21 protein-coding genes are annotated in these 25,205 nt (G+C 36.7%); 4 read left to right on the top strand and 17 right to left on the bottom strand.

Annotated features, from left to right (window positions below; all coding sequences use genetic code 11):
• Positions 1 to 16: 16 nt before the first annotated feature.
• The 12 genes from J2S08_RS07105 to J2S08_RS07050 all read right to left on the bottom strand — a co-directional run bounded on the left by J2S08_RS07105 (position 17) and on the right by J2S08_RS07050 (position 11,296).
• Complete coding sequence (locus tag J2S08_RS07105) at positions 17 to 250, bottom strand: hypothetical protein (protein ID WP_307228045.1); 234 nt, start codon at positions 248 to 250, stop codon at positions 17 to 19.
• Positions 251 to 533: 283 nt separating this feature from the next.
• Positions 534 to 1,310: an acetoin reductase gene (locus J2S08_RS07100; RefSeq protein WP_307228043.1), complete on the bottom strand. Its 777-nt coding sequence runs from the start codon at positions 1,308 to 1,310 to the stop codon at positions 534 to 536.
• Between the two features lie 1,185 nt (positions 1,311 to 2,495).
• Complete coding sequence (locus J2S08_RS07095; protein WP_307228041.1) at positions 2,496 to 3,419, bottom strand: hexose kinase; 924 nt, start codon at positions 3,417 to 3,419, stop codon at positions 2,496 to 2,498.
• Positions 3,420 to 3,429: 10 nt separating this feature from the next.
• Positions 3,430 to 4,287: a tagatose-bisphosphate aldolase subunit GatY gene (locus J2S08_RS07090; RefSeq protein ID WP_307228039.1), complete on the bottom strand. Its 858-nt coding sequence runs from the start codon at positions 4,285 to 4,287 to the stop codon at positions 3,430 to 3,432.
• A 14-nt stretch (positions 4,288 to 4,301) separates the two neighbouring features.
• Complete coding sequence (nagA, locus tag J2S08_RS07085; RefSeq protein WP_307228037.1) at positions 4,302 to 5,459, bottom strand: N-acetylglucosamine-6-phosphate deacetylase; 1,158 nt, start codon at positions 5,457 to 5,459, stop codon at positions 4,302 to 4,304.
• Between the two features lie 26 nt (positions 5,460 to 5,485).
• A complete protein-coding gene (locus tag J2S08_RS07080; RefSeq protein WP_307228035.1) occupies positions 5,486 to 5,902 on the bottom strand; it encodes a PTS sugar transporter subunit IIA in 417 nt (138 codons plus the stop codon).
• Positions 5,903 to 5,931: 29 nt separating this feature from the next.
• The gene (locus tag J2S08_RS07075) at positions 5,932 to 6,747 is read right to left on the bottom strand and encodes a PTS system mannose/fructose/sorbose family transporter subunit IID (RefSeq protein ID WP_307228033.1); all 816 of its coding nucleotides are present in this window, start codon (positions 6,745 to 6,747) and stop codon (positions 5,932 to 5,934) included.
• A complete protein-coding gene (agaW, locus tag J2S08_RS07070; RefSeq protein WP_307228031.1) occupies positions 6,737 to 7,513 on the bottom strand; it encodes a PTS N-acetylgalactosamine transporter subunit IIC in 777 nt (258 codons plus the stop codon). Before agaW ends, J2S08_RS07075 begins: the two co-directional genes overlap by 11 nt.
• Positions 7,514 to 7,531: 18 nt before the next feature.
• Positions 7,532 to 8,011 (bottom strand): PTS N-acetylgalactosamine transporter subunit IIB, encoded by a 480-nt coding sequence (agaV, locus tag J2S08_RS07065; protein ID WP_307228029.1) that lies wholly within the window; start codon positions 8,009 to 8,011, stop codon positions 7,532 to 7,534.
• Between the two features lie 40 nt (positions 8,012 to 8,051).
• On the bottom strand, positions 8,052 to 9,227 hold the full coding sequence (locus tag J2S08_RS07060) for an SIS domain-containing protein (protein WP_307228027.1): 1,176 nt from the start codon (positions 9,225 to 9,227) through the stop codon (positions 8,052 to 8,054).
• 86 nt (positions 9,228 to 9,313) lie between these two features.
• Positions 9,314 to 10,030 carry a GntR family transcriptional regulator gene (locus J2S08_RS07055; RefSeq protein ID WP_307228025.1) on the bottom strand — a complete coding sequence of 239 codons (717 nt, stop codon included), beginning with the start codon at positions 10,028 to 10,030 and terminating at the stop codon, positions 9,314 to 9,316.
• A 375-nt stretch (positions 10,031 to 10,405) separates the two neighbouring features.
• Positions 10,406 to 11,296, bottom strand: coding sequence for a LysR family transcriptional regulator (locus J2S08_RS07050; protein ID WP_307228023.1), 891 nt, complete (start codon positions 11,294 to 11,296; stop codon positions 10,406 to 10,408).
• 123 nt (positions 11,297 to 11,419) lie between these two features.
• Between J2S08_RS07050 and J2S08_RS07045 the strand changes: the two genes are divergently transcribed.
• The 3 genes from J2S08_RS07045 (at position 11,420) to pflA (ending at position 15,997) form a co-directional block, all read left to right on the top strand.
• Positions 11,420 to 12,631 carry an MFS transporter gene (locus tag J2S08_RS07045; protein ID WP_307228021.1) on the top strand — a complete coding sequence of 404 codons (1,212 nt, stop codon included), beginning with the start codon at positions 11,420 to 11,422 and terminating at the stop codon, positions 12,629 to 12,631.
• Positions 12,632 to 12,949: 318 nt separating this feature from the next.
• Positions 12,950 to 15,178 (top strand): formate C-acetyltransferase, encoded by a 2,229-nt coding sequence (pflB, locus tag J2S08_RS07040; protein ID WP_307228268.1) that lies wholly within the window; start codon positions 12,950 to 12,952, stop codon positions 15,176 to 15,178.
• 81 nt (positions 15,179 to 15,259) lie between these two features.
• Positions 15,260 to 15,997, top strand: a complete 738-nt coding sequence (gene pflA, locus J2S08_RS07035; protein WP_307228019.1) for a pyruvate formate-lyase-activating protein — start codon at positions 15,260 to 15,262, stop codon at positions 15,995 to 15,997.
• A gap of 266 nt (positions 15,998 to 16,263) precedes the next feature.
• Here pflA and J2S08_RS07030 read toward each other — a convergent pair whose 3' ends face one another.
• Together J2S08_RS07030 and J2S08_RS07025 are read right to left on the bottom strand one after the other, a co-directional pair.
• The gene (locus tag J2S08_RS07030; protein WP_307228017.1) at positions 16,264 to 16,887 is read right to left on the bottom strand and encodes a nitroreductase family protein; all 624 of its coding nucleotides are present in this window, start codon (positions 16,885 to 16,887) and stop codon (positions 16,264 to 16,266) included.
• Between the two features lie 239 nt (positions 16,888 to 17,126).
• Positions 17,127 to 18,893 carry a choline/carnitine O-acyltransferase gene (locus J2S08_RS07025; RefSeq protein ID WP_307228015.1) on the bottom strand — a complete coding sequence of 589 codons (1,767 nt, stop codon included), beginning with the start codon at positions 18,891 to 18,893 and terminating at the stop codon, positions 17,127 to 17,129.
• A 790-nt stretch (positions 18,894 to 19,683) separates the two neighbouring features.
• Between J2S08_RS07025 and J2S08_RS07020 the strand changes: the two genes are divergently transcribed.
• The gene (locus J2S08_RS07020) at positions 19,684 to 21,933 is read left to right on the top strand and encodes a GH39 family glycosyl hydrolase (protein ID WP_307228013.1); all 2,250 of its coding nucleotides are present in this window, start codon (positions 19,684 to 19,686) and stop codon (positions 21,931 to 21,933) included.
• A 52-nt stretch (positions 21,934 to 21,985) separates the two neighbouring features.
• Here the strand turns inward: J2S08_RS07020 and J2S08_RS07015 are convergent, their stop codons facing one another.
• From J2S08_RS07015 to J2S08_RS07005, 3 genes are all read right to left on the bottom strand, one after another.
• The gene (locus J2S08_RS07015; protein WP_307228011.1) at positions 21,986 to 22,120 is read right to left on the bottom strand and encodes a hypothetical protein; all 135 of its coding nucleotides are present in this window, start codon (positions 22,118 to 22,120) and stop codon (positions 21,986 to 21,988) included.
• A 2-nt stretch (positions 22,121 to 22,122) separates the two neighbouring features.
• Positions 22,123 to 23,667, bottom strand: coding sequence for a BCCT family transporter (locus J2S08_RS07010; protein ID WP_307228009.1), 1,545 nt, complete (start codon positions 23,665 to 23,667; stop codon positions 22,123 to 22,125).
• A gap of 443 nt (positions 23,668 to 24,110) precedes the next feature.
• Positions 24,111 to 25,196: a DUF871 domain-containing protein gene (locus J2S08_RS07005; RefSeq protein ID WP_307228007.1), complete on the bottom strand. Its 1,086-nt coding sequence runs from the start codon at positions 25,194 to 25,196 to the stop codon at positions 24,111 to 24,113.
• Positions 25,197 to 25,205 lie beyond the last annotated feature (9 nt).

Below are 25,205 nucleotides of genomic sequence, written 5' to 3'. Positions count from 1 at the left end.
GGCGCTTTTGATCGCATCATTGATTCAATTTCCACCCTAAGCCACACATCGCTTCTGATAACGCTTTTTTAATGAAGTGTGACTTTCCAATTCCAATATTTTTTTGTTGTCCATGATGAAGGTGCTCTCCCAATACATTAGCCACAATACAGTATTCACCGTCATCATTTCGATAATATTTTATCTCTGCTGTCTGGCCATCTTCATTATTTACATAAGCAACAATAGGTTCCCTTTTTGAATGCATCATGGAAAATCCCTCCTTGTAAGATATATTAAACAAGGAGGGCATTATCTCCTATAAAATTCATTAGTTAAATATCGACAAATATCACAAAAAATAGATAATTATATTCATTATAAGACAATAACAGAGCAAAAACTCCATGAACTAAACTCAGTTTTTGGACGTAATATTTTATAAAATCGAGTGTTTTCAATTATACTAGTACTTTTATAAAAATGGCCCAAATAAAATAGCTGCCGAGGGTTTATTTCTCGACAGCTTTGAATAACGGTAATTTAATTCGCAATTAGTCAAACAAAATTCCACCGTCAATAAGTACGGATTGTCCAGTCATGTAGTCTGAATCAGGAGAAGCTAAGTAAGAAACAAATTTAGCTACATCCTCCGGTTTTTCAACACGGCCTAATGTAATGGATTCAGAGAACTTTTTCATCGCTGCTCCTCTTTCAATGTTCATGTATTCTCCCATTTTTTCATCAATGAGGTCCCACATGCTAGTTCCTACTATTCCTGGGCAGTATGCGTTGACTGTAATTCCAAATGGTGCTAATTCTTGTGCAGCAGCCTGTGTAAGTCCAACAACGGAAAACTTCGTCATTGAATATGATCCTAAAAGTGCAAAACCTTTTTTCCCTGCAATACTAGCTGCATTGATGATTTTTCCGCTTTTTTGCTTTTTCATTTGTTCTGCTGCAGCCTGCAAACAATAGAGAGTTCCAAAAACATTGATGCGGAAAATGTTTTCAATGTCTTCTTCTGATACTTCCAACAAAGGTTTAATTTGTGCAATTCCAGCATTTGAAACGAAAACATCCAATTTTCCAAAACGCTGAACCGTTTCATCTACTAATTGAAATACTTGATCCCTTTTGCTGATGTCGCCTTGAATAGCCAAACTTTCCCTGCCTAATGATTTCACTTCTTCAGAAACAGCCTGAGCATTATCAATATTCACATCGTTAATCACTACATTGAATCCGTCATGAGCAAGGCGTAAAGCGATAGCTCTCCCAATTCCTTGTCCTGCTCCAGTTACAATTGCTGTTTTCATTTCATTGCCCATTATGAATATCCCTCCCATTAATAAACGAAATACATGATTATTGTTTCCCTTATTTGACTAAGCATGCTAAATAAACTTTTGAATAAGATAAATATTTATGTATCATTATCTTTGTTTTTACGTTAAAAAACGTATTTTACAAGAGAATCATATCATATATTATTATTTCAGTCAAATGTTTTTTACATATTTTACCACAAACTATTCTCTTGTGTTTATAAACATACATTGATTCAGCTCTGGAATTATCAACAATATTTCACATAGCTCCCTTATAGAAACAATCCTTTCTGCCGTAAAATAAAGTGAAACTTCCATCAGTAGGGGTTTTCTCTCATCCCCCATACAAAGGATCTCAAGCTAAAAGCGCGACGTCCTCGAAAAAGGAAACCGCTTTTTCTTCGTACGATGTATCACTGCCGAAGCTTTCCTTGTCCTGTCGCAAACGCTTGAGTGACCTACGTCCTCGAAAAAGAAGTTCACTTTTTCTTCGTGTTTCCGTTATCCCACACCCAGCGCTTCTGATTCCTCTTACTCTTGAGGTTGGGGGTCTTACTGCCAGTTAGATGTGGGATAAAGTGAAACTTCCATGAGTGGGGGTTCTCTCTCATCCCCTACTCATGGTTAGTTGAACCAATCGGACATTTACTGGCAGTTGTCCCCACCTAGACTTCTTCGATTCCTCTTACTCTTGAGGTGGGGGTCTTACTGCCAGTTAGATGTGGGATAAATTCCTTTTTCCCCATTAATATTCTTATAATTGCAAAATACTACTATTTTCTATATCGTCTCTTTCTGCAGCAATATCAAATGGTGTTTGCCCGTCATTGTTTTTTATCTTTTTATCTGTATCATTTTGTATTCATCCGTAATTTAACAATATAATTACTACGGAAAATTTTCTATCTTTAAAAAACTAAAAATGAATTAATATTATTGGAGTAAAATTTTTTCCTTTTAAGTTCCATACGCATTGATCTTTTAAGAAGTATGATCAATGCGTGAAAATTAGTTGGTGATTGCAAGAATTTGAGAGTATGTAGTATTTTAAGAGAGAACTAGTAAAATATTTACAATTACAAACGAAAAAAACAAAACGAAAAGGATTGAGCCCTGTAGAAATACAGCGTTCAATCCTCAGTAGCTTAAAATATTTTTGGGTTCACTTCACTGCCGGCGTTTTCTTCAACATACTTTTTCTACTTTCATTTGCTTCATGCACCATTCAACACGGTCAGGATTAATATGGCCGGTCTTTTCTTCTAATGCATTTAGCACACCCATTGATAATGCATATTTCATAAGCTCGATTTCTGGCAGCTTACGTACGAGTCCAGATGCAAAGCCTGCGATAACTGAATCTCCAGAACCAACGGGGTTGACTGCATTTACTTGAGGCGGCGACACTTTATAAATAGTATCTAAATGTTTCACTAGCGCACCCTTTGCTCCAAGGGTAACGACAATCCACTCAATTCCAGCAAATATCGGCGCATGTAATGCAGCAATTAGATTTTCTGGTTTTTCACCTAGTAAATCAGCCAATTCATCTTCGTTTGGTTTTATTAAAAATGGTTTTTTATCTGTTCGTAATGCTTGATTTAAAAGCTCACCTTTTGTGTCTAGTAAAACTGGAACATCCGCTTCAGCAGCGATAGCGATTAAGCGTGCATAATAGTCGTCTGGCATCCCTTTAGGCAAACTGCCGGATAGGGTAATGACATCCATTGCTTCCAGCCAATCGCGATATCCCTTCATAAACCGCTCAGCATCTGCTTCAGCTATTTCCGGTCCGCTTTCTAATATTTCCGTCTGCTTTCCTTCATGTAAAACAGCAATACAGTTGCGGGTTTCCCCATCAATTTCGATAAAGAAATCCTTTACGCCAAGCTCTTGAAGTTGAGCATGAATAAAGTTGCCTAGACTTCCGCCAAGAAAACCGGCTGCACCAGTGTCCTCGTTTAACAAACGAAGGACTCGTGTAACGTTTAATCCTTTTCCTCCCGCCGTTTTTGATACAGTTTCAACCCTATTCACTCCATCTAATTCAAAAGTATTTAATTGATAGCCGATATCAACGGATGGATTCAGTGTTACTGTTAAAATCATTGCTGCACCTCTATGCCTTTTGATTACTCATGCAAATGAGTATCTTTTCTTTTACAACTTCTTTCATTTTTTCCTTTGGTTCTTTCATATATTTACGCGGATCAGATTCGCTAGGATGCGCAATTAAATATTGGCGTAATGTATCTGAAAATGGGATTTTCAACTCCGTTGCGATATTCACTTTTGCACATCCTAGTGAAATGCATTTTCGGATATCAGCTTCTGAAATTCCAGACGCACCATGCAAGACGATCGGAATATCAACGACATCTTTGATTTCTGCTAAACGTTCAAAATCGAGTTTTGGTTCTGTTTCATAAAGGCCGTGTCCTGTTCCAATCGCAACTGCGAGGGAATCGACTCCTGTCAATTGGACGAACTCTTTTGCTTTCATAGGATCTGTATACATTGCATCTTTTGCTTCTACTATCATATCGTCTTCTTGTCCAACGAGTCTGCCTAATTCTGCTTCTACCGTTGCACCATAAGCGTGTGCTTTTTCAACAACTTTTTTCGTAAGTGCTACGTTCTCTTCAAAAGAAGCATGTGATCCATCAATCATGACAGATTTCGTCCCTAAATCTAAAGAAGTGGAAATTGTCTCGAGATTTTCATGATGGTCTAAATGTAAAGCAATTGGAATATTGTTTTCTTTTGCTGCTACTTCCGCGATAGCCTGAATATAAGCTCTGCCTCCATAATTCATCGTTCCAGGAGTTGCTGCTAGAATGACAGGGGATTTCATTTCTACGGCTGCCTCTACGACGACTTGAATTGTTTCTAAATTATGAATGTTAAACGCCGGTACTGCATAGCCTTCTTTTCTTGCTTTGATTAACATATCTTTCGTGTTTTGCACATAACCCATCATGTTTCCTCCTTTTATTCGTGCTTCTGCTGATATTTGACTTCACCCTCGATAGCAGCAGCATGTACTTCCAATTGATTGTCCAATACAACATAATCTGCAAGTTTCCCTGGCGCAATGCTTCCTAGTTTATTCTCTTTATGAAGGCTTTTTGCCGGTGAAAGCGATGCACGGTGCCATATTTCATACAGCGGCATTTGTGTCCATGCTTGCAAGTTTTTCACTCCGTGAACAAGCTGCAATGTACTGCCAGCTAATGATCCTGTTTCTGTTCGGGCCATCCCATTTTCCATATGCACTGGAAACTCTCCTAATTGATAGACGCCATCAGGCATTAAACCAGCACGCATACAATCTGTAATTAACACAAGCTGCTCCTTTTTCATTTGAGCAACCATACTAGCAACAACTGGATGAACATGGTGCCCGTCACAGATCAACTCTGCAAATGTATGCTGAAGTGTACAAGCTGCCCCGACAACTCCCGGTTCCCGGTGATGCAATCCTTTCATCCCATTAAACAAATGGACAAATATATCCGCCCCTGCATCAACCGCTTCCCGACAGCAATCATAGCTGGCATTGGTATGGCCGAGACTCACTTTGATCCCTTCCAGAGTCATTTTTCGAATAAATTCCTTTGCACCTTTCCGTTCGGGAGCAAGCGCAATTTTTACAATCTGATTGTTAGATCGCTGCTGCCACTGTTGAAACTCCTCGTAGCTCGGATCTTTAAAATAAACTGGATTCTGCGCACCTTTATGTGTTTCTGTAAAATAAGGCCCTTCTAGATAAATCCCTTCCGACTGAGCGCCAGGCAACCCTTCGTCTACTGCTTCAGCAACGGCGGCAACCGCTTGATTTAAATCTTCAGTCGAGGCTGTTAATGTCGTTGGTAAAAATCTCGTTACACCAATCTTCAACAGCTCTTTGGAAATGTTTTTAATGGCTTGTTTAGAACCGTCCATGACATCATTGCCTTTAATGCCGTGAATATGCGTATCAAAAAGTCCAGGTGCAATTGTATAGCCAGACCAATCAGCCACTTCACTGTTTGCCGGCGGCTGATCGACAAAACTCCCAAACTTGCTATCTTCGATCTGTAAATACTTATTTGTTATTGTTCTGTTTTCCAATAAAAACCTATCAGCTTTTATATAGTATGTCTTCATTGTTATACCTTCTTTATAACAAGATTCTAAATACCGTCTTCCGCTGTCTCAGAAACTTTCTTTTTGGCAAGAAATTGTTTAATATTACTTTTTCCTTCATTTAATACTTTTTCAACAAATTCATCTAAGCTGCTTTCTCGTTGAAAGAAACCAGACAATAACATAGGAGAATTCGTGCCGCCGATCACTTTCACATCGTCCATAGCGGCAGCAATTTTTGCACACACATTAAATGGCGTTCCTCCTGCTAAATCAGTAAAGCAAACAACGCCACTACCTGTGTTTACTTCAGCAATTGCTTTTTCTAATTGCTTTTGCAGCAAATCTTGATCTTCATTAAATGTAACAACTTGAATTTGTTTCATTTCTCCAGTTATTAACTCAACAGAGCTCAACATGCCAGGGGCGAATGAGCCGTGACCTGTTAATACGATTCCGATCATATGCTAAATCATCCTTTCTGTTTGATCATTTATAGGATGTGGAAAAATTTCCCTACCAAACCTACGACAACGGTTAAACCGATTAGCATAATTGGGGAACGGCCTTTTTTCAATAAGTAATACATAAATAATGTGTAAATAAGTGGAAGCAAAGCTGGCATAATTTGGTCTAATACATCTGTTTGAATATTTAATACTGCTTCCCCAGATTTCCAAACATAACCGATCTTAAACTGTACATAAGTTGCAATCAGACCGCCAACAACGGTTAAACCAACTATAGATGCTGCTCGAGAAACGTGGCGTGTGCCAGATTTTAATTTCGAGATTGCTTTAACACCAGTTTTATAGCCATACGTCATTAGTCCAAAGCGAGTTCCAAAATGGATGGCGTTGAAAGCGAGTAAAAAGATAATCGGCCCCGCAATATTTCCTTCCATTGCTAATGACGCGCCAATGCCAGCAGTAATCGGCAATAAAGTAAGATAAAAGAGGGCATCGCCAATTCCGCCAAGCGGACCCATTGTCGCCACTTTAATACCGCGAATTGCTTCTCTATCTTCTTTCTTTTGCTCCATTGCAAGTACAATTCCCATGATGAACGTTACAAGAAAAGGATGGGTATTAAAGAACTCCATATGATCTTTCATCGATTTGCTTAGATCATCTTTATTTTTATGAAATTGCCGAAGGCCTGGCAAAATCGAGTATAGCCAACCGCAAGCTTGCATGCGTTCATAGTTAAAAGATGCTTGTAAAACGAGAGATCTCCAAACAAGGTTTCGCAGCTGTTTATTTGAAAGCGCTTGACCTTCTGTCATATCTGCATATGCATTAGATGCCATCAGTTATTTCCTCCCCTCCAGGCTCCCTGCCTTCATTTTTAGGTCCATTTTTTTGTTGGTAAAAATCATACAATGCAATCGCAAGACCAATTAATGCAATTGCAAGAACAGGCATTTGCAAATAAGATGCTAATACAAATCCGACAATAAAGAACATGAGATATTCGGTTTTCAACATAATTTTAAGCAACATAGCAAAACCAATCGCAGGCATTATTCCACCAGCTACAGCTAGACCATCAATCGTCCACTGTGGAACACTTTCCACTAAGTTTGCTGCTGCCTCACTACCGAAATAGATTGGCAAAAATGCGATAATTGCATAGAAGAAAAATAAGATTGTAATCCCGAGATAGTTAATCTTTTCAATCCCTCGGTAATCCGCGTTTAGTGCATATTTGTCTGCTTTATGCATCATCGGTGCAAATAATGTAAAGAACAATGTAATTAATCCTTGAACAGCTACAGCAAACGGCACTGCTATCCCTACAGCAACATTCGGATCTTGAGCGGTAATGATTGCAAATGCAGTACCAATAACTCCTCCAATTACTACGTTAGGCGGTTGTGCTCCCGCAAGCGGAACCATTCCCATCCAAATTAATTCAAGCGTACCGCCAGCAATTAAACCTGTTGTTACATCCCCTAAGATTAGACCCACCACAAGACCGGTTACAACCGGTCGATGCAAGTGAGTAAGTCCGACAAACAAGTCAATTCCAGCTATTCCTGCCCAGATCGCAATTAAAATCGCTTCTAACGCCATCGAACATACCTCCTCTTATTAGATTAAATCCATTAAATTTTGACCTCTTTCATTTGGCACTCTTCTTACATCAAGCTCTACTCCTAGCTCATTCAAACGTTTACATGCTTGAATGTCTGCTTCATCAACAGATACAGTAGAAGAAATCTGTCTTTTTCCTTCTTCAAAATGCATATTCCCCACATTCACGTAATCGATCGGGACACCACCTTCTTTCAGTCTTAAAGCATCATGTATATCCTTTACAACGAGAAATATTTTTTGTCTTGGTGAAGCTTTAAAAATAATATCGATTGTTTTTTGGACGGTAAAATACCGCGTTTGCACAGCATCAGAAACAACCATATCCATCAGATTTTGTTGAACTTCATCCTCTGCTACTTTGTCATTGGCAACGATAATCAAGTTAGCGCCAAGGTGGTTGACCCATGTCACCCCCACCTGGCCATGAATTAAGCGATTATCGATTCTTGTACATAAAATATTTGGATTTGCCATTGCCTTCCATCCTTTCGATGTCATTTTAAATAACTAGCACTTAATTCGGATAAATTGTAACCCCTTTTACAACACGGTTTACTCTGCCATCAGGGCTTGGATTGTCTGGGGTAATTCCTAATTGAATCGATTTTTTCAAGGCAAGCGCCTGAGCAAAAATCACATACAGCAATGACAAATAAAAATCACTATCAAAGCTGCTTTCACTGTCATTTACAGCAATTACCCAATCTGCTTCTGCAGTAAGGGCTTTCTCTTCTTCCTTTTCTGTTAAAACGATTACTTTCATGCCGGAATCTTCACTAGATAATTCTTTCAGCATATCAAGATCGTATTTTCTTGTGTACGGGTCGGAAGATAGAAACATTACTACTAGTGATTGCTCGTTTAAAATGGATTTTGGACCGTGTCGAAAACCAAGTGTTGATTCATGAACAGCAACCACTTTTCCTGCACTTAATTCCAGCATTTTTAAAGCGGCTTCATGAGATAGCTGTGCTAATGGCCCAGAACCGAGATAAACAAGTCGAGTAAAATCAAAGTCAAGAATCTCATCAATCACGTCTGCGACTTTGCTTACAATACGCTCTCCATTGGAGATTAAATGATTCATCATTTCGTTATTGTAAAAGCTAGTTGGTGCAAAAAAAGCATATGCTGTTAACATCATGGAGCTAAAACTGCTTGTCATCGCAAAGCCCTGATCATGTGCTTTGTCCGGTGTTAATAAAATAATGCTATTTTTATCATCCTTACTATTTTTCGCAAGTTGGCCATCTTTATTGCAAGAAATTACTACTTGGTAAAAATCAATTATCTTTTGTTCTCCTAATGCTACAGACGCAACGCTCTCTGGACTGTTGCCGGATCTTGCAAAGGACACCATTATCGTCGGTTTATCTTTCTGCAAATAGTAATCTGGATTAGAAACAATATCTGTCGTCGGAATTGATTCAAAAGAAAGCTTGTCAAGATTTTCTTTTTGCAGCACCGGTGCAACGATATCACCAATAAATGCGGAAGTGCCTGCTCCTGTAAAAATGACTCGCACCTGCTCATGCTTAGAAAGAATCATGTTTAGAAAGCTTTGCATGCTCTCTTTTTTTGCCATCAAATTTTTGACTAATTCCTGCCACACTTCTGGCTGCTGGTAAATCTCCGTTGCAGTTGTAAGTGCTTGTTTCGTTTGTAATTCTTCTGTTGTTAAATTAAACATTTCCTTACCTCCTACTATCATTTAAAGAGGTTATATTGTCATAACCAGTTTTGATGAACTCTATCGACAAAAGTCAATAGAGTCGTCTACGTTAATTCAACTGTATAATCAAACTTATCGCCGCGTGCCACACTAATCGTGTATTCAATTAAGTGATTATCTTGATACGCAAATCGTTTGATCAACATACCAGGAAAGCCTATTTTTGTATTCAGATACGCCGCTTCTTCTTCACGAATAATTGCAGCCGAAAAACGTTCAATTGCTTTTGTGACTACGACATGATATTTTTCCTGAAAAATATCATACATTGGCTTTTCAATTAATTCCTGCTCTGTTAACGCTGGAAAAAATTTTTCCGGTAAATACGATGTTTCATACATTAAAGGCTCCTCATCTGCCAACCGAAGACGAACAACTTGATATACTTCATCCATTGGAGTTAAGTCCATCTTCGCTGCCAGACGTTCTTCCACTGGCATCAATTGAAAAGAAAGCACTTTTGTTCGTGGTTCTTTGCCAAGTCTTTTCATTTCTTCGGTAAAACTATACAGTTTGACAAGATGTTGATTGTACATTTTCGGAGCTACAAATGTTCCTTTTCCATGCAGCTTATAAATATATCCTTCCCGTTCTAATTCCTGAAGCGCTTGCCTAATAGTGATTCTGCTTAGATCATATATTTGGCACAGCTCTCGCTCAGAAGGAAGTTTTTCATTTTCTGCATAGTCTTTGTTTTCTATTTTTTTAATCATAATATCCATAAGCTGCAAATAAAGCGGAATTTTACTATTTTTATCCACTACGAAAAGAATCACCTCCCGAAAACTACCTAGTGGTTATAACCAGTATCTATCTGAAGTATAAAACGAATCGATACATTTGTAAAGGTATATTTTCGAAAATTATATGACGGCCTTTGCTTCTTTGATTTAAGGTAGTTTTCTTACTTTAGAGAGAACCTTCATAGTGAACGATTAAAGAGCTCTAAGTAAACAATCCTTATCTTTTCTTTCAAATATATATTGGATTTCATTTCCTTAGATGTTAAAAATCTTTTATCTTATCCCATCCTTTCTGTAAATACGGGATGATACTTTAATCTTTATCATTTGTAAAAAATGCAAATGTATACATGGAAACAAAGAATCACTGAATTAACAAATGAAACTTCTATATTAGGGCTGTTGATTAAACTCTTGAAAATAATCAATCACAAATGATTTGAATCTTTTCGCTGCCGGAGATACATATGAAGATAAGGTTGCGATGGCTACTTCCCTCTGGCATAAGTAATCATTAATCTGCAAAAAACGAATTGGAAAATGTTCTAACTCTTCCGTTTTTGGCAATAATGCTATTCCCAAGCCTTCTGAAACAAATCCAGCTAAGGTTGCCACTTCTTCTCCTTCAAAAGTAATCTCCGGTTCAACCTCTAATTGTGTGCACATTCGATCAAAAATATGCCGCAAGCCATATCCTTGTTTTAAGCAAATGAAATTTTCCTGATCCAAGCTGCGAAATGAAGTAATCGAAAAAGTAGCAAGAGGATGGGAATTTGGTACGGCAATATATAATGGTTCTGGCCCTAATATTGTCCACTCAATCCCTTTGCTTGGAACAGGTGGAGAAGAAATACATAGATCAGCAAGCCCTTGTTGAACTTTCGTAATCAAGTAATCATTTGCACCTTGGTATAGCTTGAACGAAACATTTGGGAACCTTTTTTTATAATGAGCGATTAGTTTTGCAACGAAATGCGGACCAAAAGTGTGCAAGAAAGCGACAGAAATTTCTCCATTGTCACCAGCAATATTTTCTTGAATTTCTATCATTCCTTCTTGAATACTTGCTTGAGCCTGTTTTGCTTTTTGCAAAAATTTTTCACCATTATGCGTAAGTTTGACTTTCTTTCCTTCTCTTAAAAATAAAGGCGCACCTAGTTCTTCCTCCAGCTTCATAATCGATCTGCTTAAAGCCGGCTGTGATATCGCCCTTTCTTTAGCAGCTTTTGTAAAATTGCTATGCTTTGCCACAGCGATAAAATTTTCAATCTGATGCCATTCCATTTTGTTCAACCTTCCTTCATCTATAACTAAAATGCATCGTATTAATGCAAATTATAAATTAGACGCATCATTTTATAAAGCGTATAGTATTGTATGTACATTACTTCACAAAAGGAGCTAGAAATGTCTATTAAACAAGGTACAAAAAGGTATAAATGGGCTAGCTTTTCACTTTTCTTAGCAGGCTTTGTCACGTTTTCTACTTTATATACGACTCAGCCGCTGATGCCAATATTTGCAAAGCAATTTCATGTATCAGCCCCTGTTGCAAGTATAACGTTATCAATATCTACAGGGCTGCTTGCCATTGTAATGCTGATTGCAGCTTCCATGTCTGATGTATTTGGCAAAAAGAAGTTGATGGTTATATCCATGTTTCTTACGTCGTTTCTTGGACTGCTAACTTCATTGAGTCCAAATTTCATTGTGCTTGTACTACTGCGCGCCCTGCTGGGAATTTTTATTGCAGGCGTACCTTCTATCGCTATGGGTTATGTAAGTGAAGAGTTTGATTCAAAAGCGATCGGGAAAGTAATGGGTCTTTATATTTGTGGAACAAGTATGGGTGGAATGGCAGGCAGAATTTTAACAAGTATTCTTACCGATTTGTTTAATTGGAGAATAGCATTAGCAATCATTGGAATTTTAACACTTTTATTTAGTTTTCTTTTTTGGAAATGTCTTCCGGCGCCACGCTATCAAAAAAAGAGGGAGGTATTCAATCGCGCTTCAGCTTGGCAGTCTTATAAAGTTCATTTTTCCAATAAAAAATTAATGTTATTAATTTTGCTTCCATTTCTATTAATGGGAAGTTTTGTTACATTATATAACTATATTGGCTTCTTGCTTGTTGAGCCCCCGTATTCATTAAGCCAAACGTTAACTGGTTTTATCTTTCTCGTTTATTTATGTGGCTCATTCAGCTCGGTTTACATGGGAAAAAAAGCTGGTCTTAATGGTCGAAGAGCCACTTTGAAAAAATCGATTACAATCATGGCAGCTGGAAGTGTCCTGACTCTCCTTCCTTCGCTTGTGATAAAAGTTATTGGCATTGCTATTTTTACATTCGGCTTTTTTGGCAGTCATTCCATCGCAAGTGCATGGGTTGGAGATGAAGCAAAAGTTAATAAGGTGCAAGCTTCATCTTTATACTTATTATTTTATTACCTTGGCTCAAGTCTGCTAGGATCTTTCGGTGGATATTTTTGGGTTCATTTTCATTGGATCGGCATTGTTGCTTTCATTTGCTCGCTGCTTTCCATTGGATATACGCTTGTTTTTCTCACGCAAAAGCAGAAAAAATCTGTCTCAAGTTATTGTAAAACAACACTATAACAGATTCATCTGTTATATAAAACAAATAATAATCCATTCTTAATTTCTTGATATTAATAGGGTTTTAGGCTATTCTATTTATAAATAGTAACCATTTTTTTAACTGATACAGATTTCTCTTCTAAATGCAACAGTAAATGAACAATTGATACGGAATTGTCAAAAAAAGTTACTTTTTCTGTGAAATGTTTCACATGATTTTAATGATATGATGTTTGTAGAGAAGGACATTGCCCATCATGACAGTCCTTCTCCTGCTCCACTATGAAATATTTACCTTTCATAACATATAAATATTTTAAGGAGGAAATACTGATGATGAAGCAATGGAATTCTTTTTATGATGGAAGATGGCAAACAGAAGTAGATGTACGTGATTTTATTCTTCGAAATTATACATTGTATGAAGGCGATGATAGTTTTTTAGAAACAGCAACTGACAATACAAAAGCATTATGGGAACAAGTCATGGAATTGAGCAAGCAAGAGCGTGAAAATGGTGGAGTTTTAGACATGGATACTAAAACTGTTTCTACTATTACTTCACATGGACCGGGCTATCTGAAAAAAGAGTTGGAACAAATTGTTGGTTTTCAAACAGATAAACCATTCAAACGTTCATTGCAGCCTTTTGGCGGCATTCGCATGGCAGTGGCAGCTGCTCAATCTTATGGTTTTGAAGTAGATGAAGAGGTTCAACATGTTTTTACAGAATATCGAAAAACACATAACCAAGGCGTTTTCGATGTATATACACCAGAAATGAAAAAAGCAAGAAGAGCTGGCATTATCACTGGTCTCCCTGATGCTTATGGCCGTGGACGTATTATTGGCGATTACCGTCGTGTAGCACTTTATGGTGTCGATTTCTTAATTAAAGAAAAACAAAAAGACTACGAACTTTCTTGCAATGGGACAATGTCAGAAGATGTCATCAGAGATCGTGAAGAAATGGCTGAGCAAATTCGGGCGCTCCAAGAACTAAAAGAGCTTGCTTCCGTTTATGGGTATGATATTTCTCAACCTGCAGCAAATGCTCAAGAAGCTTTTCAATGGTTATATTTTGCTTATTTAGCAGCAATCAAAGAACAAAATGGTGCAGCGATGAGCCTAGGTAGGGTATCTACATTTTTAGATATTTATATTGAACGAGACCTCGCCAAAGGCGTTCTAACCGAAAAAACTGCGCAAGAGCTAGTCGATCATTTTGTCATGAAGCTCCGTCTTGTGAAATTTGCAAGAACACCAGAATATAATGAACTATTCAGTGGCGATCCAACATGGGTAACTGAATCAATTGGTGGAGTTAGTCTAAATGGAGAACCTTTAGTAACTAAAAACTCATTCCGTTTTCTCCATACATTAGACAATTTAGGACCTTCACCAGAACCAAACTTAACGGTTCTTTGGTCAACAAAGCTTCCTAATTTATTTAAAAAGTATTGTGCGAAAATGTCTATTCAAACGAGCTCTATCCAATACGAAAATGACGATTTAATGAGAGAAATATATGGAGACGACTATGGAATTGCTTGCTGTGTGTCTGCAATGGCAATTGGAAAACAAATGCAATTCTTTGGAGCACGCGCAAACTTAGCGAAAGCCTTGCTATATGCAATTAATGGCTGTGTCGATGAAAAATCCAAAGATCAAGTCGGACCAGCATTGGCTCCTATTACGTCAACATATTTAGATTATGATGAAGTAATGAGTAAATTTGATGATGTAATGGAATGGCTAGCTGGCTTGTACATGAATACACTTAATGTGATTCATTATATGCACGATAAATATAGTTATGAACGAATTGAAATGGCGCTTCATGACCGCGAAATCTTGCGGACGATGGCAGGTGGTATCGCAGGATTATCCGTTGTTGCCGATTCACTTAGTGCCATTAAATATGCGAAAGTAAAAACAATACGTGATGAAGATGGCATCGCTGTTGACTTCGAAATAGAAGGCGACTTCCCAAAATACGGAAATAATGATGATCGTGTGGACGAAATTGCAGTTCAAATCGTCAAAACATTTATGAACAAGTTTAGAAAACATCGTCCATACCGTAATGCGACACCAACATTATCTGTATTAACAATTACATCTAACGTTGTTTATGGTAAAAAGACTGGTAATACTCCAGATGGCAGACGTAAAGGCGAACCATTTGCTCCAGGAGCAAATCCGCTTCATGGCCGCGATAAAGAAGGAGCACTTGCTTCTCTCAGCTCTGTAGCGAAACTGCCTTATGAATATTCTTTAGACGGTATTTCTAATACCTTCTCTATTGTACCAAAAGCACTTGGACGTGAAGACAGTTCAAGAGAGGATAACTTAGCTGCTATTTTAGATGGATATATGACTAAAAAAGGTCATCATTTAAACATTAACGTCTTTAATCGGGAAACATTGCTTGACGCTATGGAACATCCAGAAGAATATCCACAATTAACAATTCGTGTATCTGGATATGCAGTTAACTTCATTAAATTAACAAGAGAACAACAGATTGATGTTATTAATCGGACATTCCATGAAACAATGTAAGGTAAGAAGAAGTGAATCTCTCCTCCAAGGAGAGATTCCTTCTATCTTGCAGTGTGATCAAACCAAAAGGATTGATGCCAAATGAAATTAAAAACGCATATTCATTCCGTGGAATCATGTGGAACGGTTGATGGCCCAGGCCTGCGCTATGTTATTTTTACACAAGGATGTCTATTGCGCTGTCAATATTGTCATAACCCAGACACATGGAAAATTGGCGAAGGCAAAGAAGTCTCTGTTGAAGAACTAATCGCAGATATAAAAGACTATATCCCTTTCCTAAAAGCATCAGGCGGCGGAGTTACTGTGAGCGGGGGAGAACCACTTTTACACATCCCATTTCTCATAGAGCTATTTACAGAGTGCAAAAAGTTAGGAGTTCATACGACGATAGATAGTTCCGGAGGCTGCTTCAGCCGCAAACCAAAATTTATCGAAGCGCTTGATGAGCTCATGCCTTTAGTAGACTTGGTGCTGCTTGATTTAAAACACATTGATGAAGAAAAACATCGTGCTTTAACGAAAGTGTCTAATAAACACATTTTAGACTTTGCTCATTATTTAGAGGAAAAAGAAAAGCCCGTTTGGGTGCGGCATGTCCTTGTTCCTGGCGTAACAGATAAAGAAGAAGATCTTCAACATTTAGGGGAATTTATTCGCTCATTAAAAAATGTTGAAAAAGTCGAAGTGCTTCCTTATCATACACTCGGAGTCTACAAATGGGAGGCTCTAGGTTTGGATTATGAATTAAAAGGAATCGAGCCGCCAAGCGAAGAAGCTGTCAATCATGCCGAAAAGCTTCTCCAACTCCACAACTAATGAATCTGCAGGGAAACTAAACATTTCCCTGCTTTTTTATGTCTATTTTATTCCGCAATCGGATGCTCAAATCTTTTTTTGTGTACTATTTCACAAAATTATTGTAAACTGCTTTGCTCTTATTCTTTTAAAAGTGATAAAAAAAACGAGAATATCATTCAACTTTCAATCTGCAGTAAGAGCGGAATTTCTATAGAGGCAAGGCAATTCTCTCATCCTATTTTAATCCTATAAACTCCTCTTTTATCATAGCGGAATTCAACCACCTATAAATGATAATGAACAAATTCACTCATTGGGCGCCGATAGCCTCTTGGCTGCCTGCTTGCTGTTTTTTCTTTTCCAATAGTGATAAGCATGACTGGTTCAAAACGATCAGAAATTTGGAATACATCTTTGATTTGTTCTGGATCAAAACCGATCATTGGGCATGTATCCCATCCCTTCGCTTTAGCCGCAAGCATAAATAACATGGCAGAGAGTGAGGCATTCCTTATCGCTTCATCATGTTGAAATGACTCTCCCCTTTTTTGATAAAAGGAAGTAGTATCTTCAACCATCGCATCATATTCTTGCTTGTTTAATATTCCAAGTGATTGTAGACCTTCATAAATTTCTCCAGCATCTTGATATGCAAGGGTATCTCCTAATACAATTACGACAGCTGAAGCAGTTCCGACTTTATACTGTCCATTTGCTGCTTTTTTTACTTTTTCTTTTAGCTCCTGATTCAAAACCGCAATGTATCTCGTATGTTGTAAATTAAAAGCTGAAGGACCCAACTTTACTAATTCAAATATTTCATCTAATTGTTTCTGCGTAATAGGATTTCCTTCTAAAAAATTGTTTGCCGAACGGCGATTCATGACAAGTTGTTCAAAGTTTTCCATCAATATTCCTCCTGCAAATATGCTTTGATGACAATTAATATCTCAATTTTCAATATCTTTATACTGAGATATATAATAAAAAGCTTTTTCCATTTATCAACATCATAATGAAGAACGGTCACCTTTGTCAATTTTTTCAGCTTTTGAATAATGCCACTCCTAAAAGGTTGCAGGTTCTAATGTAAATTGAGCTAGAACCTGCAACCTTTCAAAAAATGCTTATTCTATCATTCAACCTTTTAGCTAAGGCTGCTTTCTGCAACAGCTCTTAATTCTTTTAAAGCTGCCACTATGTTATCAGTTAGTTTGGTTGCATTTTCTGCGTCCTTCGTTTTGCTTGACATATTGATCGTTATTTTGTTATTTAAAATAACATAGAACATGCCATACCCGTCTTTTACAACTGGGCCAAAACTACAATATTTAATGTTCTTATTGGCCATTCCGCTCGTTGAAATAAAATCATAGCGCAGGGTTTGATATCCTTTATCGGTAAATATACTTGGCATTTCTTTCAATCCAAGCTCTTCGCCATATAATGCATACATTTGCTGCAGACCATACATATGTCTTTCAACCCCATGGGCTTTTTGACACTCTTTTAAGCGGCTGGAGTGGGCAGCACCTGCTTCTTGCATTAAGGCATAGAGTGTTTCTTTATCTTCGCCGTCTTCAAACGCTTTGATCATGTTCCATTTTTCCGTACTTGAAGATCTGGCACATTCTGTTCTGCCATCTTTAAAAAATCGTACTGCTACAGGTTCGTACGTACTTCTCATTGCACCAAAAGTTCTGTACTGGGCTAATTGCAGCGCCATGTGGAAGAAAGCGTCCGGACTAATTTTCAATTTCTTAATTTGATCGGAGCCAAAATCATCAAAGATTCTTAAATCTAAATAAAAATCTTTTATTGATTCTTCATTTTCTTTTTGCAAATGAGCTAAAGTATCTTTCATTTCCTCTGAAATTTCCCAAGCTAACTTTTGTACTAGAGGATGGGCAGTTGCATGATCAACTTCAGAACTATCCTTGTTTAATCCATCATTCACATAGTTAAACACTGCAAAGGAGGTTGTCCCATCAATACCTGTATGTTCGATGTTAAAGCCTACTTCACCATGTTTGTTAATAACAATTTCAATTCCTTTATCGTAATAGCGATTATTGCCGTTAACCAATAGATTTTTAACCGTTTCTTTTGAATCAGCGCTTTCTTCATCAATAGAGATAACAACGATTGAATCTGCTATGATCTGAAGGTTTTCGTCATTCACTTTCGAGGCCGTCAGCTGTTCGTAGATGGATGCCGCTTTATCTCGTTCTGCCGTTGTGAAAATGCCGATGTTCTCCCCTTCGCTATCCTGAGACGATAACATCGTTTTAATAGCAGCAGCAATTGCTTTACTAGAATACTGATTTCCTTCGTTATCAGTAACATTTACTTTATATACATTCTTTTTATGCAAGACGACAACATGATTATTCTTTTTATCAAATGCTCCAACTTTATAATCATCTTTTTCCAACCTAGGAATCCGAACCGATTTGAAGAAGTTTTTATATTGACTCATATCAAGAGGCGTCCCTTTTATTGTTTCAGGGTCTACTTCTTCATCTATTATAAGATGATATAATTCTGTTGTTAGATAGGCTGCTTTACCGGCTAATTCCGCCACTGTGTATCGATCTTTATATTCTTTATTATCTAGTAGAACATTGAAATTTATTTCAGTAGATACAGGCCCTCTATGAGATAAATACATGTTGTCCCAAAAAGGTTTAAGCCAGCTACCTTCTACTTGATTATCCCATTCCACTAATTTATTTTGCAGTTTTTCCGCTTCGCCATTTTCTTTAAAAAACGCTTCCACAACTTTCGAAGTTTCTTGAAATTGCTCTGGGCTGACAATAGGCTTGACCCATTCGAGAAGTTTTGACTTCGTCTCATTTAATTCAGGGATTGGTAATGATGGTAATTCATTTTGATGTTTAAACGTTTTCCCCATACTATTGACCTCCATCAGTCATTTTCGTAAAATTTATCCCACATCTAACTGGCAGTAAGACCCCCACCTCAAGAGTTAGAGGTATCGAAGAAGTCTAGTTGGGGGATAACTGCCAGTAAATGTCCGATTGGTTCAACTAACCATCAGTGGGGGATGAAAGAAAACCCCCACTGATGGAAGTTTCACTTTATTATGTTGCATGTGCGAAAGATTATTTCACCTCATTGTCATTTTTAGATTATCACAATCCAAAAAAAATATGTGATAATAACTAAAAAACAAGTGACTGTTTTTTTGTCGAAAAAACAAGGTGCTGCTTTTGTTACAACAAAGTTATACCTAGCTAGATGTTTATTTTGTTATTATTGAATAATTTGTCTTTTTTCTCCGTGAATGTTACGGAATCTACATTTTCTTTTTTAAAATTTGCATATTGGTTCCTTCCTGTTCTAATCTACTAGTAAGGATCGCCTTTATGAGATTTTATCAACAGCAAATTTTCACTTAACTTCTGTTGCAATGAGAAAAAGATTGTAGGAAATCCAACAAAATATACTGAACATCAGGAAAAATCAGCTATTCTATCTCATTCCTAAAGCCATTTGGAAGGTGGTATAAATGGAGAGTTTTTTTTGATTTATTGAAAGCACTTACTTTAATTGGAATCCTATTAGAATCTGGGACTCCAAATAATAGGAGAATATATGCTGATATTTAAGGATTTATATTTTCGTACGACACTAATGATTTTTTCCCAAAAAACATTCTTATGTAAAGTAGGGATTCCTCTATGAAATGCAAATATGAATTTATTGAATATCATAAAAGTTTGCCTTTGAATATTTTTGTTTATGAAAAAGCCGACGAATATCTCACATGGCATAAGGAGATCGAAATTCTCTTTGTTCTGAAGGGTAAGGCGACACTGAATATAAAAGATCAAACTTATCATCTATATGCGAAAGATATACTAGTAATTAATAGAAATGAAATACATCAAGTAACTCAAGTCGATTCAGACACGATTATTTTATCATTACTGCTCAATCCGTATTTCTATGAAGTATATTATGACGGTTTCTCTGACATTTATTTTGAACGCCAATCCCTTTTGGAAGATAAAACAGAAGACAAATATTCGTATTTGCGCAATAAAATTTCCAACATTATGATCCATTTATTATCATTAAACAAGACTTATCAAATTAACTTATTGAGTGAATCTCTTGAACTTGTAGCATACCTAGTTGAGAATTTCAGGAAAGATGCTACAGGCGTAAATGCGATTACCGATGATTATCTACATCAACGATTTAGTCGAATACTTGAATATTTAATGAAAAATTACGATAAAAAAATCACTTTGTCAGACTTGGCCAAAAAAGAATATATTAGCATCTACTATCTATCTCGGCTTTTTTCGGAACATATGGGCATCGGGTTTAATAAATATTTAAACATGCTGAGGTTGGATAAATCAATGTATGATCTTGTGAACACAAATAAAAGCATCTTAGAAATCGCTATAGATAATGGTTTTTCCTCAGCTAAAGCATATCGCACTGTTTTTAAAGAAAACTATAACATGACACCGAATGACTACCGAAAGCAATTATTTACAACTGAAGAATCACAAGAGGAAAAAATCAAATTTACAAAAGGCACCACTGCCCTTTTAGATATTTTGCACAACTATCAAACTAACCCTATTGCGGCAAACAAAAATGAACCGAATACGCTCGAAATCGAAGTGGACGATATAAACGCTAAAAATAAGCAATGGATCTCTTTCGAAAAAATACTTTATTTTGATTATGTTTATGATGAATTAAATATCAATTGGCAAACAAACTTAGAGAAAATACACAATGAAATTAACTTCGATTATATAAGATTCAGCGGGATATTTAATCATGGAATGTACTTTTACGATGACAAAGAAAAGGTTTATAATTGGTTTAATGTGGATAATATTTTAGACTTCTTCGTCAATAAAAAGATAAAACCGTTCATTAAGTTCAGCTATAATAAAAAAGAGTTTACGATCAAATCTTGGCATATCATGCTGGAAAACTTTATCGAGCACTGTATTAAAAGATATGGATTATCCAATGTGAAAGAATGGAAGTTCGAATTCGCCCATGAAGATCGAAGCTATAGTAAAATGATCGAACTTTATTCGAAAAGCTTAGATTATTTCCAAGAGAAATTTGATAAATTAAAATATGGAATAGAATTTATTCCTTCCAGCAACTTTCATGAAGAATATTTTCTGGAAAATTTCAAGAACAAACATCTTCACTTTATTTCTGTGGAGATGACGGAAGAAATGTATAATAAAAGAAAAGGCTTTGTAAAAATCCTATTTAATTCGATAAAAAATTTACGATTGAAAACATATTTTATAAAAACAGAAAGCCGGAATTATTTTAATGATACGTGTTTCAAGGCGAATAAGCTTATCCATGACTTTTTGAACGAACATCATGGCATCGATGCGCCGGTAAACTTTATTGATCATCTTAAAACAACTAAACTATTTCACGGCGGTCTCGGACTCTTAACTTACAATGGATTAAAAAAGCCTGTATATCACGCCTATTATTTGTTGGACAAACTAAAAGGATACGTCATTTGCAACGGGTCAAATTATTATGTTGTTAAAAATGAAAATAAAATCATCATTTTACTGTACAGCAATTTTGAACAGGTTGATGATGAGCCAAGTACGATCGATTTTTATGAAAGAAACAGAACTGCGAGCAATCATGATAGTTTATTAATAAAATTAAGGATGAATCTTGAACAAGGTAAATATAAATTAAAATCCTATACTTTAGATAAAGAAAATGGTTCTGTTTTTGATGAATGGATCAATATGGGCAAACCTAAAGACTTTGATAATGAAGAATTTAATTTTATTAAATCAAAAGAAATAATGAGGCTTAAAAGTGCAACGGTTGACGTTCAAGATGAACTGCTACTAAAACAGCTGCTGCCAGCAAATGGCGTCAAATTAATAGAAGTGACAAAAGCGTAATTCTATCATAAAAAGCTCTCCCCTTCAAAAAACTTCAGGGGAGAGCTTTTTATTATTCTTCAAAAACCAATTTGATTGTCCAAACAAAGAAACCTAGAAATGCAATGATAAGTATAGCTTGAAACACACTTTGTCCATACGTTTGTCCAGCTAATAATGCCGGATCTAATGGCATACCATTTTTCATCATTAAACACTTCCTTCCCTATAGTCTTTTCTCATCTGTCGGAACATGCCCGCAATCGCTAAAAACAGGAAGAACATATAGGGGATTCCTATGATAACTGCAACTGCCCTTACCCCATTTAGAGTACCTGTGACAACGTTAGCAAACGCAACCATTGTAGTGATAACTGACCAGATGAATATTCTATATGGCGGCGCATTTTCAACACCATCACTAGTTAGAATACCTAATGAGATTACAGCACTTGTTGCTGATGTAGCAAGGAAAACGATAATAAGAATGATAAACAATGTACCCATTATTGGGAACCACGGCAATGATTGCAATACCATAATAAAGGACAAATAAACATCATCCGGATTGTTTATAATATAGTTGACAATCTCGCCATTTCCGATGATTGCTTCATGAATACCAAATCCTCCAAACACACTAAACCACATAATAAGGAAAAGTGTTGGAACAAGGATAGAAGCTAGTACAATTTGTCTAATCGTTCTTCCTTTAGAAACCCTTGCAATAAATATTCCAAGGAAAGGTGTCCAAGATACCCACCAAATAAACGTTGTATTCGGCCAATCAAAGAACCATCCTTTATCAAAGAAAGTATAACTCTCAAAACTTAATGGGATAATATCAAAAAATGTCGACTTAAATGTTGACATGATCGTACTCATGAAAAAGTTTGTATTTCCAACAACAAATACGAAAAGTAGTAAGGCGACAGCAACATAAACGTTAATATCTCCAAGGATTTTCATCCCTTTTTGTACAGGAAATACCGCTGCTGATGTGTAGACAGCAAACATAATTAATAAAATGACGACAGAAGACGTAACTCCTGGAAAACTCATTCCTGTAACCGCTTGTACACCATTCTTTACTTGGAAAACGCCAAGTCCAATGGAAGCGGCCATCGTTAATGAAGCAGCACCTGCAGCGACAACGTTTGTAAGCTGGCCAACTGGTCTGCCCCATTTTTTATGCTTAAACCCTTGTTCAATAGGAGTCCCTGGTAAAAATTTTGCTTTTTTATGATAAGCAAAGTATCCAATGACCAATCCAGAAATCGTATAAATACTCCAAGCTGGCAGCCCCCAGATGAATAATGTCATTGATAGAGCATTTTTTGCAGCTGTCACTTCATCATGCCCGCCTGCCAATCCAAGTGGGGAATTTAAGTAGTGAGAAAGCGGCTCAGCAACACCAAAGTTTACGAGACCTACACCGATACCTGCTGTAAACAGCACGGCCATCCATGAAAAAGTGGAAAACTCTGGTTTTTCATCTTTGCCTCCCAGTTTAATCTTTCCAAACTTACTGAAGGCGAGATACAAACATAAAGAAAGAATAATTAATGGCATTAGTACTGTAAACCAACTAAAATTAGCATGGTATTTGTATACCCAATCCCACAATGTGGTCGTTAACGTATTAGGACTTAGAACTGCCCATACAGAAAATATTCCAGTAAAACCGACAGCAGCCCAAAATAAACCTGAGAACTTTTGTTTGTTTTTACCGGTTAATTGCTTATCGGATTGCATATGCTCTTCTCCTTCTTATCATTTTTTTCCAACCATACACCTTGATCAATATCATCTCCTCAACCCATCATTTTAAACATAAAAACTAATCCGAGTGCCGCCCGAGAAATAGTTAGTATGTTGAATGAAGAAAGTATGCTCATATCTTAACAAACTAATTCTTTTTTTTTAATGTTGTTCATTTCAAAAAAAGTCGCTTTTTTTGTCTTCTAGGAAGTACAATTTGTCGAACCATAGCAAATTTTGTCCTTTGAAAGTTGTATTTTTGTTGTAGTGAAAAAAGTGCAGAAAAATCCCAAGTGAATCGCTTTCACTTGGGATACAGATATGATCATATTTTTTAAGAATGAAAGGCTTTCCTTTCACTATTTAATTAGTTTTTGAAATTTTATTATTTCTTCGACAATGCTCTGTCCTTTTTTATAATAACTACTTTGTGCTTTTTAATCTTTCTTTTCAATAAATGAGAATTTTTGCCAAGGTTTGATCTGATTAAGCAAAAAATGCTCCTCTTCAGCAACAGCTGCTACGATATTCGTGTTCCCGCTATTCTCCATATTTTGTAATGCAATATGCAGCTCACCCTTATAGCGTTCATAACCATTATTATCAATCGTAATATCACCACGTTTAATAGATTTCGTATCATGCGCTTCAATATTTTCTTTCCCATATGTAACACGACTTTGTGTTGAACGAATGACATAGGGAGAAATATCGCCGCGATTTAGGTGCTTTTCTTTTAGAACAATCTCCCTTTCAGTGATAGTAGCAGCTTCTTTAAACTCTACCTCTAGTTCGAGAAGGAAGCGATTTAGCGTAGATAATTTTTTCAATTCTTCTTCGGAAGCAAAGGCATTGCCGATGATAACATCATCAATCAATTCTGTTTGAAACAAATCTTTTGCTTGAACCTCGATTGGTAGATCACGATGCTCTTCTAATGTCATTAAACCTTCTTGTACAGGCCATGGGCCATAAGCCGCTTGAGATGAAGAAATCATAGCTGCGGTACGGATGCCATGCTGTTTATATTGTTGTGAACATGTTAGAAAATGATCTCGAGCAAGTCCAGTATACCGGCGTGGATAAAAATTATGACAGCCGATAATCGCTGCTTTATTAGGGGCATAAGACAATATTTGCTCTAAATATTTCGTTCCCTGGCTCATGTTCAGCTCAATTTTTAAACCATACTCGTTAAAGGACATGATGCTTTCTTCGAGCCCAGAAAACCCTAAATCGAGTCGCAAACCAGATAAGCCAAGCGCATGAAAAAAGCCTAAATCCTCGTAAGATAGCTTCAAATCAGTAAATACACTCGGACTAACATCTGCAATGACTTCGAAACCTAACGAGTTTGCTTTTTTTATGAGTATACGCAGATTGTTTATTTCTGTCTCTTCTGTTGCCGACAATAAACAAGTAAACATTCTAGAAAATCCGGATAAACTGGCCCGTTCCATATAGTCAATTTGTTCTGTCATTGTTCCGTATTGCGGATAGATTGATATGCCTAGCTTTCTCATTCTCTATTC

It is taken from the genome of Bacillus chungangensis, assembly GCF_030812995.1.
GTDB lineage: Bacteria > Bacillota > Bacilli > Bacillales > Bacillaceae_C > Bacillus_CF > Bacillus_CF chungangensis.
This window is presented reverse-complemented; position numbering and strand designations above follow the sequence as displayed.